The 14,386-nt window shown below is 71.8% G+C and carries 14 protein-coding genes, 1 pseudogene and 1 riboswitch; of the genes and pseudogenes, 8 read left to right on the top strand and 7 right to left on the bottom strand.

Annotated elements, in window-relative coordinates; translation table 11 throughout:
* Positions 1–511, bottom strand: a pseudogene (locus Q1V88_RS10215) (AMP-binding protein); the annotation flags it as partial.
* On the opposite strand from Q1V88_RS10215, the gene Q1V88_RS10210 reads away from it, so the two are divergent.
* From Q1V88_RS10210 to Q1V88_RS10195, 4 genes are read left to right on the top strand one after another with little or no spacing between them, the layout of a single operon-like run.
* Positions 465–1,214, top strand: coding sequence for an AMP-binding protein (locus Q1V88_RS10210; protein WP_300681053.1), 750 nt, complete (start codon positions 465–467; stop codon positions 1,212–1,214). The pseudogene Q1V88_RS10215 and the gene Q1V88_RS10210 sit on opposite strands and share 47 nt — an antisense overlap.
* A 22-nt stretch (positions 1,215–1,236) precedes the next feature.
* Complete coding sequence (locus tag Q1V88_RS10205) at positions 1,237–2,091, top strand: Nif3-like dinuclear metal center hexameric protein (protein ID WP_300681051.1); 855 nt, start codon at positions 1,237–1,239, stop codon at positions 2,089–2,091.
* On the top strand, positions 2,088–2,831 hold the full coding sequence (locus Q1V88_RS10200; protein WP_300681049.1) for a C4-type zinc ribbon domain-containing protein: 744 nt from the start codon (positions 2,088–2,090) through the stop codon (positions 2,829–2,831). The genes Q1V88_RS10205 and Q1V88_RS10200 overlap by 4 nt, the downstream gene beginning before the upstream one ends.
* A 2-nt stretch (positions 2,832–2,833) precedes the next feature.
* Positions 2,834–4,009: a bifunctional RNase H/acid phosphatase gene (locus Q1V88_RS10195; protein ID WP_300681047.1), complete on the top strand. Its 1,176-nt coding sequence runs from the start codon at positions 2,834–2,836 to the stop codon at positions 4,007–4,009.
* Between the two features lie 4 nt (positions 4,010–4,013).
* Here the strand turns inward: Q1V88_RS10195 and Q1V88_RS10190 are convergent, their stop codons facing one another.
* Together Q1V88_RS10190 and Q1V88_RS10185 are read right to left on the bottom strand one after the other, a co-directional pair.
* Positions 4,014–5,024, bottom strand: a complete 1,011-nt coding sequence (locus Q1V88_RS10190) for a S66 peptidase family protein (RefSeq protein WP_300681046.1) — start codon at positions 5,022–5,024, stop codon at positions 4,014–4,016.
* Between the two features lie 23 nt (positions 5,025–5,047).
* On the bottom strand, positions 5,048–5,392 hold the full coding sequence (locus Q1V88_RS10185; protein ID WP_300681044.1) for a hypothetical protein: 345 nt from the start codon (positions 5,390–5,392) through the stop codon (positions 5,048–5,050).
* Positions 5,393–5,481: 89 nt separating this feature from the next.
* On the opposite strand from Q1V88_RS10185, the gene Q1V88_RS10180 reads away from it, so the two are divergent.
* Positions 5,482–6,771 carry an HNH endonuclease signature motif containing protein gene (locus tag Q1V88_RS10180; RefSeq protein WP_300681042.1) on the top strand — a complete coding sequence of 430 codons (1,290 nt, stop codon included), beginning with the start codon at positions 5,482–5,484 and terminating at the stop codon, positions 6,769–6,771.
* On the opposite strand, the gene yaaA is transcribed toward Q1V88_RS10180, so the two are convergent.
* Positions 6,768–7,544, bottom strand: coding sequence for a peroxide stress protein YaaA (yaaA, locus tag Q1V88_RS10175; RefSeq protein ID WP_300681040.1), 777 nt, complete (start codon positions 7,542–7,544; stop codon positions 6,768–6,770). The genes Q1V88_RS10180 and yaaA overlap by 4 nt on opposite strands.
* A gap of 18 nt (positions 7,545–7,562) precedes the next feature.
* Between yaaA and Q1V88_RS10170 the strand changes: the two genes are divergently transcribed.
* Positions 7,563–9,029, top strand: coding sequence for an RNB domain-containing ribonuclease (locus Q1V88_RS10170; protein WP_300681038.1), 1,467 nt, complete (start codon positions 7,563–7,565; stop codon positions 9,027–9,029).
* Here the strand turns inward: Q1V88_RS10170 and Q1V88_RS10165 are convergent.
* A complete protein-coding gene (locus tag Q1V88_RS10165; protein WP_300681036.1) occupies positions 9,016–9,630 on the bottom strand; it encodes a hypothetical protein in 615 nt (204 codons plus the stop codon). The two genes, Q1V88_RS10170 and Q1V88_RS10165, sit on opposite strands and share 14 nt — an antisense overlap.
* Before the next feature lie 60 nt (positions 9,631–9,690).
* Here Q1V88_RS10165 and Q1V88_RS10160 point away from each other — a divergent pair, with 60 nt between their 5' ends.
* Positions 9,691–10,239, top strand: coding sequence for a sigma-70 family RNA polymerase sigma factor (locus Q1V88_RS10160; protein WP_300681034.1), 549 nt, complete (start codon positions 9,691–9,693; stop codon positions 10,237–10,239).
* Here Q1V88_RS10160 and Q1V88_RS10155 read toward each other — a convergent pair.
* On the bottom strand, positions 10,236–10,952 hold the full coding sequence (locus Q1V88_RS10155) for a YcnI family protein (RefSeq protein ID WP_300681032.1): 717 nt from the start codon (positions 10,950–10,952) through the stop codon (positions 10,236–10,238). The genes Q1V88_RS10160 and Q1V88_RS10155 overlap by 4 nt on opposite strands.
* A 108-nt stretch (positions 10,953–11,060) precedes the next feature.
* Between Q1V88_RS10155 and Q1V88_RS10150 the strand changes: the two genes are divergently transcribed.
* Complete coding sequence (locus Q1V88_RS10150) at positions 11,061–13,298, top strand: copper resistance protein CopC (RefSeq protein WP_300681030.1); 2,238 nt, start codon at positions 11,061–11,063, stop codon at positions 13,296–13,298.
* On the opposite strand, the gene Q1V88_RS10145 is transcribed toward Q1V88_RS10150, so the two are convergent.
* On the bottom strand, positions 13,295–14,113 hold the full coding sequence (locus Q1V88_RS10145) for a sulfurtransferase (protein WP_300681028.1): 819 nt from the start codon (positions 14,111–14,113) through the stop codon (positions 13,295–13,297). The genes Q1V88_RS10150 and Q1V88_RS10145 overlap by 4 nt on opposite strands.
* 73 nt (positions 14,114–14,186) lie before the next feature.
* A riboswitch (cobalamin riboswitch) is annotated at positions 14,187–14,331 on the top strand.
* The last annotated feature ends 55 nt before the right edge of the window (positions 14,332–14,386 follow it).

The raw sequence follows: 14,386 nt of genomic DNA, 5'->3' as shown, positions 1-14,386 counted from the left end.
CGACGTCGGCCCCGTCGGTGACCACCAGCGCGGTGACGAGTTCGCCCCACTTCTCGTCGGGCACCCCGATGACGGCCACCTCTTTGACCGCGTCGTGCGACACCAGCGCATCCTCGACCTCGATGGACGACACGTTCTCGCCACCGGAGATGATCACGTCCTTCTTGCGGTCCTGGATGACCAGATAACCGTCGTCGTCGATGCGGCCGCCGTCGCCGGTGTGGAACCAGTTGCCCTTCTGAGACTCCTCGGTGGCATCGGGCTGCTCCCAGTAGCCGTCGAGGTTGTGGTTGGACGCCGTCAGCACCTCGCCGTCCTCGTCCACCATGATCTTGACGCCGAGCGCCGGGGCACCTGCGCGGCCGAGGTTGCGTGCACGGTCGTGCGTTGACAGGTCGTCCCACTCGGCGCGCTGCCGGTTCACGGTGACCAGCGGCGAGGTCTCGGTGAGGCCGTAGATCTGGATGAACTCCCAACCCAATTCGTCGAGCACGCGCTCGATCGTGCGCATCGTCGCCGCAGGTGCTCCCCCGCCGACACGCACGATCGAGCGCGTGCTCGACGAGTTGGGCTGGGAGTTCATCCAGATCTACGGCCTCACCGAGACCTCGCCGCTGCTCACCGTCAACCGCAGCCGCGCCGAGTACGACGACCTGACCCCGTTGGAGCGCGCCGCCAAGCTCACCCGCGCCGGGGTCCCGGCGCTCGGCGTCCGGCTCACCCTGGCCGAGGACGGCGAGGTGCTGGCGCAGGGCAACCAGATCCTCAAGTCGTACTGGAACAAGCCCGAGGAGACCGACAAGGCCCTCGTCGACGGCTGGTTCCACACCGGTGACGGCGGCGTGATCAGCGACGACGGCTACCTCACCATCAGCGACCGGAAGAAGGACGTCATCATCACCGGCGGGGAGAACGTCTCCTCGATCGAGGTCGAGGATGCGCTCTTCTCCCACCCCGGTGTCGCCGAGGCCGCCGTGATCGGGGTGCCGCACGAGAAGTGGGGCGAGACCATCCTCGCGATGGTGGTGCTGGCTCCCGGCGCCGAGGTCACCGAGGCCGAGCTGATCGGCTGGTGCAAGGAGCGGCTGGCCGGCTACAAGGCGCCGACGTCGATCGTGTTCCGTGACGAGCTGGCCCGGACCGCGACCGGCAAGCTGCAGAAGTTCAAGCTCCGGGCGCCCTACTGGGAGGGCCGCGACCGGCAGGTCAACTGAGGGCGCCGACTAGGCTGGCACGGTGCCCACCCTCGCCGATGTCACCGACCTGATCCACACCTGGTTCCCGCCGGAGACAGCCGAGGGATGGGACGCCGTCGGCCTGGTCGCCGGGGCACCCGACGACACCGTCGAGAAGGTGCTCTTCGCCGTCGACCCGACCCCCGAGGTCGCCGCCGAGGCGGCTGCCTGGGGCGCGGACCTGCTGGTCGTGCACCACCCGCTCTTCCTCAAGGGCGTGCACGGCTTCGCGGCGACGACGCCCAAGGGCCGCACCGTCACCACCCTGACCCGCGCGGGCTGCGCGCTGCTGACCGCGCACACCAACGCCGACCAGGCCGTCGACGGGGTCTCGGCCGCGATGGCCGACGCCCTCGGCCTCCGCGAACAGCGGCCGCTGTCGCCGTACGCCGCCGACCCCACGATCGGGATCGGACGGATCGGCACCGTCGAGCCGACGACCCTGGCCGCGTTCGCCGACCGGGTGGCCCAGGTGCTGCCGGCCACGGCGCACGGTGTTCGCGTCGCGGGGGACCCCGACCGCGAGATCCGCAGTGTCGCGCTGTGCGGCGGCGCCGGTGACTTCGCCCTCGACCGGGTCGCCACCAGCGGCGTGGATGTGTACCTGACCTCGGACCTGCGCCACCATCCGGCCTCGGAGTTCCTGGAGAAGGACGGCCCCGCCCTGATCGACGTGGCGCACTGGGCCGCCGAATGGCTCTGGCTGCCGGCGACGGCCGCGAGGCTGGAGCAGGCCTTGGCCGCGCGCGGCACTAAGGTGGAGACTCGGGTCAGCACGCTCGTGACCGACCCCTGGACGTTCCACGTCCCCCAGACCACGATCACCACCCCGACCCAGGAGCCCGACCTCTCGTGAAGAGCGACCCCTTCGCCCAGCTCAAACTGCTCGAAATCCAGGAGCTGGACTCCAAGGCACTCCAGCTTCGCCATGCCAAGGCGAACCTGCCCGAGGTCGCCCAGGCACGTGCCATCGCCGTGGAGCGGGTCGGTGTCGAGAACGAGACCCGCGACGCCCGCGTGGTGGTGCTCGACCTGTCCTCGGCCCAGTCCAAGGCCGAGACCGACGTTGAGACCGTCCGGGCGCGCCGTCGTCGTGACCAGGAGCGGGTCGACTCCGGCGCGATCTCCAACCCCAAGGACCTCGCCGCGATGACCGCGGAGATCGAGAACCTCGACCGCCGGATCGCTGTGCTCGAGGACGAGGAGCTCGAGGTGATGGAGGCGCTGGAGGCGGCGCAGAAGGTGCTCGACGAGCATGAGGCCCACCTGGCGACGTACGACCAGAAGATCGAGGCGCTGCGGACACAGCACGCCGAGAAGGTCGCCGCGCTGGAGGCCGAGCTGGCCGAGGTCGAGGGTGCCCGTCCCGAGACCGTCGAGGGGATGCCGGCGGACCTGCTGGCGCTCTACGACAAGATCCGTGAGTCCAAGGGCGGCGTCGGTGCCGCCGAGCTGCGCGCCCGCAAATGCGGTGGCTGCGGGCTGACCCTGGACGCCGCCGAGCTGTCCCGGGTGCGTTCGCTGCAGAGCAACGAGGTCGCGCGCTGCGAGGAGTGCGGCCGGATCATGGTCAGGACCGCCGAGTCCGGGCTCTGAGCGTGACGGCGCGGGTCCAGATCGAGGCCGACGGCGGCTCCCGGGGGAATCCGGGGCCGGCCGGATTCGGTGCCGTGCTGCGCGATGCCAGCACCGGCGCCGTGCTCGCCGAGGCCGCTGAGCCGATCGGGGTCGCGTCCAACAACGTTGCCGAGTACCGCGGCTTGATCGCCGGGCTGGAGCTCGCTGCCGAGTTCGCTCCCGGTGCCGCGATCGAGGTCCGGATGGACTCCCGCCTCGTCGTGGAGCAGATGAACGGCACCTGGAAGGTCAAGCACCCCGCGATGGTGCCGCTGGCCGCCCGGGCGCGCGAGCTCACGCCGGCCGGGACCGTGTTCGTCTGGGTGCCGCGGGCCGAGAACGGGTACGCCGACCGGCTCGCGAACGAGGCGATGGACGGTCGCCGCTCCGGAGTCACCGCCCTCGCCGAGCCCGATGCCTCACTGGTGGCCGAGGTCGAGTCGGTCGCTGCAACGGTGCCCTCGCGTGGCTGGGACGCCACCATCGCACCGCCCACCACCGTCATCCTGCTGCGCCACGGCGTCACCGTGCACACCGCCGCCAAGCGCTTCTCCGGTGGGCTGGGCGGGGACAACCCGCCGCTGTCGGACGAGGGGCGTGCCCAGATCCGGGCGAGTGCGACCTGGGTGCAGCAGCTCGCGATGACGGTCGATGCGATCGTGGCCTCGCCGGTGCGGCGTACGGCGGAGTCTGCGGCGATCGCCGGGGACGTGCTCGGCCTGCCGGTCACCTTCGAGCCGGGGTTCGCCGAGATGGAGTTCGGCCGCTGGGACGGGCTCTCCTTTGCCGAGGTGTCCGAGCGCTACCCCGACGAGCTGTCGTCGTGGCTGGGCTCGCTCGACGTCGCCCCTGGCGGCGGTGAGTCCTTCCGCGAGGTCGAGGAGCGCGTGCTGGCCGGTCTGACGCGGCTGGTCGAGGCCCACCAGGGCCAGACCGTGCTCGTGGTCAGCCATGTGACGCCGATCAAGACGCTCGTCGCTGCCGCGCTGGGCGCGCCGCTCAGCGCCGTCTACCAGATGGAGCTGGCACCGGCGTCGGTCTCGGTGATCTCGTACTACGAGGACGGCGACGACGGCACCACGCGCGGCTCGATGCGCCTGTTCAACGGGCTGCCGCCGGAGCGGTCCGGGGCGGCTGGCGGCGCAGCGCGCTGGTAGCGCGCTAGCGCAGCTCCTGACTGATCTGCCGGGTGCCGCCGTCCACCGTCACCGTGGACAGCGCACCGTTGACCAGCGGCAGGTGCGGCGGGACGTGCCCGATCTCGACGTCGAAGACGATCGGCAGGTCGAGTCGGCCCAACGCGTCCAGGACCGCCTCGTCCTGAGTCAGGTGCGGATGGTCGGGGGCGTCGGTGCGGCCGATCAGGATCGCGCTCGCGTGGTCGAACCAGCCGGCCAGCCGGAGGCCGTGCAGGGACCGGCAGATCGTCGCGGCACCGTCCTCGGCGGCCTCCAGGTACACGATCAGCCCGTCCTCGGCATGCTCGGCGCCGAACCTCGCGACATCGCCGTACGGCGTCCCAGCGAGGTTGACCAGGGTCTCGATGCAGCCGCCGATCAGCCGCCCGGAGGTGTGCAGGGAGGTGGCGCCGTGGAGCCGCCACTTGCCGCTGCCCAGGGTGGTCCACTCCTCGGCCTGCGGATTCTCCGCCAGGCGCTGCCAGTCGGCGATCAGGCCGGAGTCGTGCTGGACGTGCGGTCCCGGGCCTGAGGCCAGGTCGAGCCACGGGAGCAGACCCGGGGGAGTGCGGTACGGCGTGTCGGCGAGGTTGTCGCCGTGCAGGTTCGCCCAGCCCAGCCGGGTGGTCAGCGGCACCAGCAGCGTGGACAGGTCGGAGTAGCCGACCAGCCAGGTCGGCTCCGCGGCCGCGAGCGCATCCCAGTCGAGCAGGTCGACCAGGTCGATCGCCGTCTCCCCTCCCCACGGCGGCACCACGGCGGCGACGCTCGGGTCGCACAGCATCGCGGTCAGCTCCTCGGCCCGCTGCCGGGCAGGAGCCGAGGTGATCCCGGTCCCGTCCATGCACGCGCCCACCACGACCTCATAGCCGCGGCGCCGCAGCCAGGCGATGCTGAACTCGATCCGCTCCGCAGCGGCCCCGCTGGCCCCCGACGACGGCGAGGTGACGGCGATGGTCGCGCCCGGGGTCAGGGGAGCGGGGAAGCGGAGCATGGTCCGATCCTGCCAGGCGTGGCTCAGAGGAGCAGCAGGCCGTAGGAGCCGATGAGGAGGGCGATCAGGACCGAGAAGCCGGCGGCTGCGCCGACCCGGGGCCACCGGGGCTTCATCGGGATGTTGAGGGCTGCGGCGAGGAGGTACACCGCTCCGTAGATCAGGAACGCGGCGAGGACGCTGAGAACGACGATGGTGGCGGAACGGGCGTGGTGCCACCCGAAGCTGACAGCGATCGTGGCACCGGCGAGCAGCAGGAAGACAAGCAGTGCGAACAGCAGCTCGCCGACGAGCTCGCCGACGAACCCGCTGAAGCGTCGCTTGACGGGCCGCGTGCGGCGCGGCTGCCTGTGTCGCCCCGGGGTCACGGGGGCACCGTAGCGGCCGGGTGGTGAGGCCTGGTGGCCGCCAGGGTGGTGGTCAGCTTTTGTCGGTGGCTTCCCCTACCGTGATGGGTATGAAGTCGAGTGGTTCGGACGTCGCGACCAGCAGTGCTGAGGCGCTGTTGGAGGGCTGGCGTGTGGACCAGGTCAAGGCTCGTCGTCGTGAGGTGAAGGCCTTGGACAAGGCGATCGGCTGGCTGAGGCTGGTGGCCGACACGGAGCCTGCTGAGAAGCGGTATGGCCTGGAGATGCCCGTCGGTGGTGACGGCTGTCCTCGCATCGGGGAGGAAGCAGTCGCGGAGTTCGCTGCGTTCGCTCAGATGAGCCCCCGCGCTGCACTGTCGTATCTGGCGGATGTGTGGGATCTGGCCTGGCGGTTCCCCGAGACCCTGGCTGCCGTCCGTGACGGCAGGGTGGAGGTGTGGCGTGCCCGTCAGGTCGCCGCGACGCTCCGCAGCGTCCCCGCTGAGGGGGCGCGGTACGTCGACGAGGTGATCGCCCCGATCGCGCACCGGGTCGGGATGGCCCGGCTCCGCCGGATGGTTGTGGTGGCGGAGATCCTGAGTGACCCTGATGCGGCTGTGGCCCGTGCGAGGGCGGCAGCGGAGGGTCGGTCGATCAGTGTGTCCGGGACTGGGCAGCCTGACGGGCTGGCTGATGTGTTCGGACGCTTGGATGCCGCTGACGCGGCGGACTTCGAAGCCGCGATCCAGGAGGTCGCCGCCCAACTCGCCGAGTCGGACGGTGACGGCCGCGACGGTTGCGGTGGTGGCCGCGAGCCCGAGTCCCTCGACGTCCGGCGCGCGAAGGCGGTCGGGGTGATCGCACGACGCCAGTTGGCTGGATCAGCCGAGGAGACTCCCGATGCCGTGACGCGGGTGGTGCACACCTACGTCCATCTCACCCGCGACTCATCCATCGCCCAGGTCGAGGCCGGGAACACTCTCGCCCCGGTGGAGCGGGTCGCGGAGTGGTGCCGGACCGCTGGCACGAAGGTGATCATCCGTCCCGTCCTCGACCTTGCCGCACCTCACACGCGCGACGGCTACGTCCCGTCCGAGACCATGCGGGAGCAGGCGATCCTGATCAACCGGACCTGCGTCCACCCCTGGTGCGAACACCCCGCCAGAGCCTGTGACCTCGACCACATCACCCCGTACAACCCCAGCGGCCCGCCCGGCCAGACCAGCAGCACGAACCTCGCACCCCTGTGTCGCCACCACCACCGCCTCAAGACCCACAGCGGGTGGCAGTACCAGCACCTCGAGCCGGGCGTGTTTCTGTGGACCACGCCGGCCGGACGGCAGTACCTCCGCACCCCGACCGGGACCACGGCCCTCAGCGCGCAGCCCCGTGCGGCCTAGAGCTCGCTGACCACCACGTCGAGCTGCGTCCCGGCCTTGCTCGGCGCGCCGACCTCGACGGTCCAGCCCAGGTCCCGCAGGGCGTCGGCGAGGGCGGCCGGGGTGCGGGGTGCGGCACCCTCCTCCAGGAGGGCGCGCACGATCCGGCCCTTGGTGGCCTTGTTGAAGTGGCTGACCACCTTGCGGACGCCGTCGCGTTCGTGGAGCACGCGCACCGTCGCCGTACGGGCGGCGACAGCGGTCGGCTTCCAGAAGGCTGCGTACGTGCCCGAGCGCAGGTCGATCAAGAGGCCCGATCCCAGCGCCTCCAAGGCGGCCGGCTCCAGGTGGGCACGCCAGTGCGCCTGCACGCCGCCCAGCCCGGGCACGGTGGCGTCACCGCTCAACCGGTACGCCGGGATCCGGTCGGCCAGGCCGACCAGACCGAAGACCGAGGAGGCCACCATCACGCGTCCGTTGGCGCGGCGCTTCGCAGCCGACGACAGGGTCTCGAACGAGAGCGCGTCGTAGACCACGCCGGTGTAGATCGTCGAGGCGACAGCGGTCGGCGCAGACCGGAGCCGAGCGTTGAGGCCGACCAGCTCCGGCTGGGTCTTCGGGATCGCCAGCGCCTCCATCGCCTTCTCAGGCGCCGACTCGCACAGCTCCACCAGCGCCTCGATCACCGCCTCCCGGGCTGGGTTCAGCACGGGGACCGAGAGCGTTGACAGGTCGAGCGGCTTACCCCGCGTAGGGGAGGCCTTGCCTTCGCTGGGCGGCAGAAGAATCAGCACAGGGATATGGTGCCGTTCATGCCGAGCGGACAGGTCATCCGGGTCACCCAAGCCGACGACGCCGTCGCAGCAGCGAGTCTGCGCGCCGGGATCCAACAGCTCCAGAACGAGCTCGAGGTCACGCCCCAGTTCCCACCGGAGGTGAGCGCGGAGGCAGCGGCCGTCGCCGGCACTCCGGGGCGCGAGGCCACCCGGGAGGACCGCACCGACCTCCCGTTCATCACCCTCGACCCCGCCGGGTCGATGGACCTGGACCAGGCGCTGCACCTGGCCCGGACCACCGACGGCTACGTGGTGGACTACGCCATCGCCGACGTGCACGCCTTCGTCGCCCCCGGTGGCCCGATCGACACCGAGGCCCACCGCCGCGGCGAGTCGCTCTACGGTGCCGACTCCAAGATCCCGCTCCACCCCGTCGAGCTCTCCGAGGGCGCCGCGTCGCTGCTGCCCGACGAGGTCCGCCCGGTGCTGCTGTGGACCTCCACCCTCGACGCCGCCGGCCAGATCCTCGACACCCGAGTGCGGCGGGCCACGATCAGGTCGGTCGCCAAGCTCGACTACGTCGGACTCCAGGCCGCCCTCGACGGCGGCACGCTCTCAGGCCCGTACGCCGACTCCGTCGGGCTCCTGCCCGAGATCGGGAAGCTGCGCATCGACGCCGAGATCGCCCGCGGCGGGATCGACCTGCCGCTGCCCGACCAGGAGATCGAGGTGGCGGGGGAGCAGTGGCGGCTGGCCTACCGCTCCCAGCTGCCGGTCGAGCGCTGGAACGCCCAGCTCTCCCTGCTGACCGGCTTCGGTGCGGCCGCGATCATGCTGCAGCACAAGGTCGGCCTACTGCGCACGCTGCCGCCCTCGGACCCCCGCGACGTGGCCCGGCTGCGCCGCACCGCGCAGGCGCTCGGCATCGACTGGCCCGCCGACCAGGCGGTGCCCGACTTCATCCGCAGCCTGGACCCGTCCCACTCGCGGCACGCCGCGATGGTGGTCGCCTCCACCCGGCTGCTGCGCGGCAGCGGCTACACCGCCTTCAACGGGACCCTGCCCGAGCTCACCGAGCACGCTGCCCTGGCCTCGCCGTACGCCCACGTCACCGCACCCCTGCGGCGCCTGATCGACCGGTACGCCGGCGAGGTCTGTGTCGCCCTGTGCGCCGGTGAGCAGGTGCCGGCCTGGGTGCTGGAGAAGTTCGAGACCCTGCCCGAGACCATGCAGGCCTCGGGCCGCAAGGCCGGTGCCTACGAGCGCGGCATCCTCGACCTGGTCGAGGCCGGCATCCTCGCCCCGCAGATCGGCTCCACGTTCGAGGGGGTCGTGGTCGAGGTCAGCGAGAAGGACCAGACCCGCGGCAACCTCTCCCTGCACGACCCCGCGGTCGAGGCCGGACTGACCTCGACCACGGCGCTGCCCCTGGGTGACCCGGTGACCGCCACCCTCACCGAGGCCGACATCGCGACCCGGAAGGTCGCGTTCAGGCTGGGGTGACGGTCCGGCGACGGCGTACGACGAGCAGCTGCACGCCCACCACGACGATCACGCCCGCCCCGATCGCGACATAGGGGAGGTACGTGCCCCACTTGCTGCCCGGGACGTAGGTCAGGGTGCCGGTGATGGTGCCCTCCTGCGACCCGATCGTGATCGGCACCTTCCAGTCGTTGATCAGGTGCTTGGAGCCCGGATCCTTCGCGACCGCCGGCGGCTCGGCGGCCCCCATCCAGTGGATCCGGTGGTCGTGCCAGGTGAACCGGTGGTTGGTCGAGATCTGGGTCCAGCGCGGCGCCTTGGTGGCGTTGGCGTCGTTCGGGATCGAGCCGATCGACTGCTCCTTGTTGAGGTAGACCGCGGGGGAGAGGTCGTTCTGCCAGACCCCGGCCGAGGTGACCTTCACGTACGGCTCGCCCTGGTAGCCCTTGATGATCACCGGCTGGTCACTGGTGTTGGTCAGCGTGATCCCCTCACCGTCGGTGGCGACGGTGACACTCACCCCGGCGACCGACGGGGTGATCCCGGTCAGCGTGGACCGGTAGCTGCTGAACGTCCCCGCGTACGCCGCCGAGCCGGCGCCCCCGAGCAGGGTGGTGAGCATCGCCGCGAGCAGCGCCGCCGATGCCAGGAGCAGTGCCGGGGTCCTGTTACGGTCGTGGGCGTGGACGTCCCCGATGAGCTGACGCGCCTGGCGTTGGCCGCGCGGGACACCCGCGACCCGTGGGCGGTGGAGGACTTCGTCCGTGCCGTCCAGGGTGACGTGTGGCGCCTGTGCGCCCATCTCGGCGACCGGGATCGGGCCGATGACCTGGCCCAGGACTGTTTCGTTCGGGTGCTGCATTCTCTCCGTACCTTCCGTGGTGACGCCCCGGTGCGTCCCTGGATCTTCACCATCGTCCGCCGGGTGGTGGCCGACGACATCGCTGCGCGCCAGCGCCGCCGCCGCGAGCCGGTGGCTCCGGCTCCGCGCGTCGTCCCCGACCATCAGGGCGAGGTGGCGCTGGAGCTGCTGCTTGACGGCCTCGACCCCGACCGGCGCGAGGCGTTCGTGCTCACCCAGCTGCTGGGATTCTCCTACGCCGACGCCGCCGACGTGGTCGGCTGCCCGATCGGCACGATCCGCTCCCGTGTGGCCCGGGCCCGCGAGGACCTGGTGCGGACCATGACCGACGGTGAGGCGGATCGTGCCGAGGAGCGGCGCGAGGCCTAGGCGCGACGGCGCTTGCTGAGCGCGATCCCCGCACCCAGGACGGCGACCACCAGGGCGACGATCGAGACGATCAGCGGCGCCTTGGAGTCGTCGTCGGACTCGGAGTCGGACGAGGACGCGGCAGTGTCGGTGGCCGACGTGGTGCCGGACGTGCCGGCACTCGCGCTCGGGCTGGCAGTGCTGCCGGCCGGGGTCAGGGTCAGCACCGGCGCCGGGTGGTCGGGCTCGGTGCTGCCCGTGGCAGTGTCGATCCAGCGGACCACGGTGCCGTCGGAGTAGGTCTGCAGCGCCTTGAACGTGACCGTGGAAACCTCGGGCAGTGGGCCGACCGAGACGTCGAACTCGCCGAACTGGCCGGGCTTGATCGCCGAGGCGGCCGAGTCGGCGGTCCAGGTGATCTGCGAGACGACCTCGGTGACCGGGCCGTCGTCGTTGCTCAGCGGGGTCGAGGGCTTCGTGGTCTCGACCTTCGCGGTCCAGCCGGGCACGGCCTTGGTCATCACCGAGGCGATCGGGTGGTCGCTGGGGAACGCCACCTGGACCTTCGTGGTCGAGGCAGTGTCGGACTCGTCGGGCACCCGGAACGTCAGCTTCGTGTAGCCGCCCTGCTGGGCGGTGTTCGGGTTGACGGTGACGTGCGCGAAGGCGGGCGCACCGAGCAGGACGAGGGCGCCGGTGAGGCTGGCCGCAGCCAGCGGGCGGATCAGTGTCATGCCCTCCAAGTCGGGCCGCCCTCGGTGCTGGTTCCATCGAGTCCCTACTTTTTTCGCGAACCCGGCCCCGACGGGAACTTTGGCCACCCGGAGTGGGACCTTCTTCACGTGGAGTGTTCTGAGGTACGCGAGGCGCTGTCGGCACAGGCCGACGGCGAGGAGGTGACGGTGACGGGCGACGCCCTGGCCGTCCACCTCGACGGGTGTGAGGAGTGCCGGGCGTTCGAGGCCCGGCTGGCGGCGCTGAGCGCTGTGACGGTGCGGGCCGCCGAGGAGCCGGCGCCGATCGACCTGGCCGGGATCGCCACCGCCCGGTGGCAGCGCCGCCGGGAGTCACGGATGTACATCCTGCGCTGGGCCGTCGGCCTGATGGGCGGCGCCGAGCTGGCCAACGCCCTGCTGCAGCTGGTGATGCACGGCACCAGCGAGGCGCACTCCACCCACGAGTCGCTCTCCTTCGCCGTGGCGATCTCGCTCGCCCTGGTCTACGCCAGCGTCAGGCCCGCCCTGGCTGCGGGCTACCTGCCCATCGTCGGCACCGCGGTGGGGCTGCTGCTGCTCACCGCCGGGTTCGACGTCGCCAGCGGGCGGATCTCCGCCGTCGACGAGCTGCCGCACGTCGACCTGCTGATCGGCTGCGTGCTGATGTGGTTCCTGGCCCGCGAGCACGGCCCCGGCCCCGGCACGGAGGGCCGACGCTGGCGGCCGCTGCGCCCCTCGGCGTACGCCCGACTCCGGATCGTGCCGTCGGGCGGCCGGATGGCCCGGATCGGCAAGATCGCTCTCGGCACCGCGATCGCCTCGGGGATCGTGCTCACCCCGGGGGTGGCCTCGGCCCATGCCGTGCTGGACTCCAGCGACCCGGCCCCCAACTCCGTGGTGACCACCGCGCCGACCCGGATCGACCTGCGGTTCAGCGAGTCCGTCACGCTGCCCACCGGCGGTCTCCAGGTCTTCGCCCCCGACGGCACCCGCGCCGACGCCGGGGGCGCCAGCGCCGACGGCTCCCGGCTGAGCGTGCCCCTGAAGGCGACCGCTCAGGGCACCTACCTGGTCTCGTGGCGGGTCGTCTCGGCCGACTCCCACCCCGTCTCCGGTGCGTTCACCTACTCCGTGGGCCACGCCAGCACCGCACCGGCGGCCCCGAAGGTCGCCGACGACACCAGCCTCACGACCGCGCTGGGCGTGGGTCGCTTCGTCGGGTACGCCGGCGCTGCGCTGCTGATCGGTGGCGTCGCGCTCTGGATGCTCGGCTGGAGCCCGTCGCGTACCGGCCAGCGGGTGGCGCTGGGTGGTGCCGCGGCGCTGGCCGTCGCCGGGGTCGCCGACCTGCTGATCAAGGGACCGCTGGACGCAGCGCTGGGCTGGGGCTCGATCGGCGACGGCTCGCTGCTCGGCGAGGTGCTCGGCACCACCTACGGGCGAGCCGAGCTGACCCGGGTCGTGCTGGCCGTGCTGGCCGGCGTGCTGGTGGTCGCCCGGCACCGGATCGGGCGGCGCGAGTTCGCCGTCGTCTTCAGCCTCTTCGCCGTCCTGATCGCCCTCACGTTCGCGTTGGCCGGCCATGCGGCGGCCGGGACCGCACCGGCGATGTCGGTGCCGAGCTGGACCATCCATGCGCTGGCGATGGCGGTGTGGGTGGGCGGTCTCGTCCACCTCGTGGTCGACCGGGTCTGGCGGGCCACCGACGCCTCGGTGGTGCTGCCGCGGTTCTCACTGGTCGCGCTGTGCTGCGTCGGCGCCCTGCTGGTCTCCGGGGTCTTCCAGAGCTGGCGCCAGGTCCGGTCCTGGGGCGCGCTCAAGGAGACCCACTACGGTCACCTGCTCTCGATCAAGGTGCTGCTGGTCGCCGTCGTCGTGGTGATCGGCTACGGGTCGCGGCGACTGCTGCGCACCGCCGGATCCCCGGCGGCGCTGGGCCGCACCGTCCTGATGGAGGTCGGCGGTGGTGCGGTGGTGCTGGCGCTGACCGCGGGGCTGGTCGCCACGGAGCCGGCCGAGACGGCGTACCGTCCGACGGTCTCGGCCAACCTCACCCTGCAGGGCGACACCGTCCAGGTCTCGGCGGTGCCGAAGGGGACCCGCGAGGTGGAGGTGCACCTCTACGTCTTCGACAAGGCGGGGGAGTCCACCGATCCCGACGAGATCCGCGCCGAGCTCACCCTGCCCGCCTCGGCAGGCTCCGCCGCGATCGGCCCGCTCCCGGTCGACCTGGTCGACATCTGGACCGGGCACCGCTCCGCGGTCGTCTCGGTCCCGGTGGCAGGGGACTGGAAGCTCGCCGTGACGGTCCGGGTCTCCGACTTCGACGAGGCGACCGGCACCGTCACGGTGCCGATCCGCTAGTCGGTCTCGACGCCGAGGTCGTGGTTGCTCCACTGGCTCCACGACCCCGGGTACAGCCTCGCCTCGACGCCCGCGATCGCCAGCGCGGCGATCTCGTGCGCGGCGGTGACCCCGGAGCCGCAGTAGACCGCGACGTCGCTGTGCGACTCGATGCCCAGGGCGTGGAACTGGGCGCGCAGCACTCCGGCGGGCAGGAAGTGGCCGTCGGAGGTGAGGTTCAGGGTGGTCGGGGCGTTGAGCGCGCCGGGGATGTGACCCGCCTTGGGGTCGATCGGCTCGGTCTCGCCCCGGTAGCGCTCGGCGGCCCGGGCATCGAGCAGCACGCCGTCGTACGACGTCACCGCATCGAACTCCAGCACCGGCTGGTGACCGGCACTGAGCGTGACCCCACCGGGGCGGGGCGTCACGTCGTCGGTGGCCAGCGCGTAGCCCTCCGTGGTCCAGGCCTGCAGGCCGCCGTCGAGCAGCGTGACGTCGCCCAGCCCCGCCCAGCGCAGCAGCCACCAGGCGCGGGCCGCGGCCAGGGAGGCGTTGGCGTCGTAGGCCACCACCGCGGTGCCGTCGTCGATGCCCCACCGGCGGGCGCTGGCCTGGAGGTCCTCGATGCCGGGCAGCGGGTGGCGGCCGTCGGTCGGCTCCCCGTGCCTGGCCAGCTCGTCGTCGAGGGACACGTAGACCGCGCCGGGGATGTGACCGCTCAGATACTCCGGGTGTCCGGGAGGACCGCCCAGCAGCCATCGCACATCGAGCACCACCGGCGGATGGGGGGACTCGAGGGCCTGGGCCAGCTCGGTCGCGGTCGTGAGCACGGTCATTCCCTCACCCTGCCATAGGTGAGCGCCAACGGCGCGCTAGGGTGGCAGGCCAAAGGCGAGAGGTGCCCCGGGAGTCCAGTCATCGCACGGCGGTGAGGACGGCGACCGGGGAGAATCTGGGAAGTCGGTGAGATTCCGGCACAGGCCCGCTGCGGTGAACCGAGCCCCTCCGGGGGACCCGGCAAGTCCGAAGACCGGCCTCCCGCCTGTCCTGCGGGGAAGGCCGATCCTGCGGACGAACCGAGCGGGAGCCTCCCTTGACCAGCACGTGGA

Origin of the sequence: Nocardioides sp. (genome assembly GCF_030150155.1) — a bacterium.
Taxonomy (GTDB): domain Bacteria; phylum Actinomycetota; class Actinomycetes; order Propionibacteriales; family Nocardioidaceae; genus Nocardioides.
The sequence above is the reverse complement of the archived record's forward strand: the minus strand, read 5'-3'. Positions and strand labels throughout refer to the sequence as shown.

Bases quoted from the DNA above. Each gene is read 5' to 3' on its own strand.
- Q1V88_RS10180 (WP_300681042.1), top strand. From the start codon at position 5,482: ATGAAGTCGAGTGGTTCGGACGTCGCGACCAGCAGTGCTGAGGCGCTG.
- Q1V88_RS10190 (WP_300681046.1), bottom strand. From the start codon at position 5,024: ATGCTCCGCTTCCCCGCTCCCCTGACCCCGGGCGCGACCATCGCCGTC.
- Q1V88_RS10155 (WP_300681032.1), bottom strand. From the start codon at position 10,952: ATGACACTGATCCGCCCGCTGGCTGCGGCCAGCCTCACCGGCGCCCTC.
- Q1V88_RS10145 (WP_300681028.1), bottom strand. From the start codon at position 14,113: ATGACCGTGCTCACGACCGCGACCGAGCTGGCCCAGGCCCTCGAGTCC.
- Q1V88_RS10165 (WP_300681036.1), bottom strand. From the start codon at position 9,630: ATGCTCACCACCCTGCTCGGGGGCGCCGGCTCGGCGGCGTACGCGGGG.
- Q1V88_RS10210 (WP_300681053.1), top strand. From the start codon at position 465: ATGAACTCCCAACCCAATTCGTCGAGCACGCGCTCGATCGTGCGCATC.
- Q1V88_RS10170 (WP_300681038.1), top strand. From the start codon at position 7,563: ATGCCGAGCGGACAGGTCATCCGGGTCACCCAAGCCGACGACGCCGTC.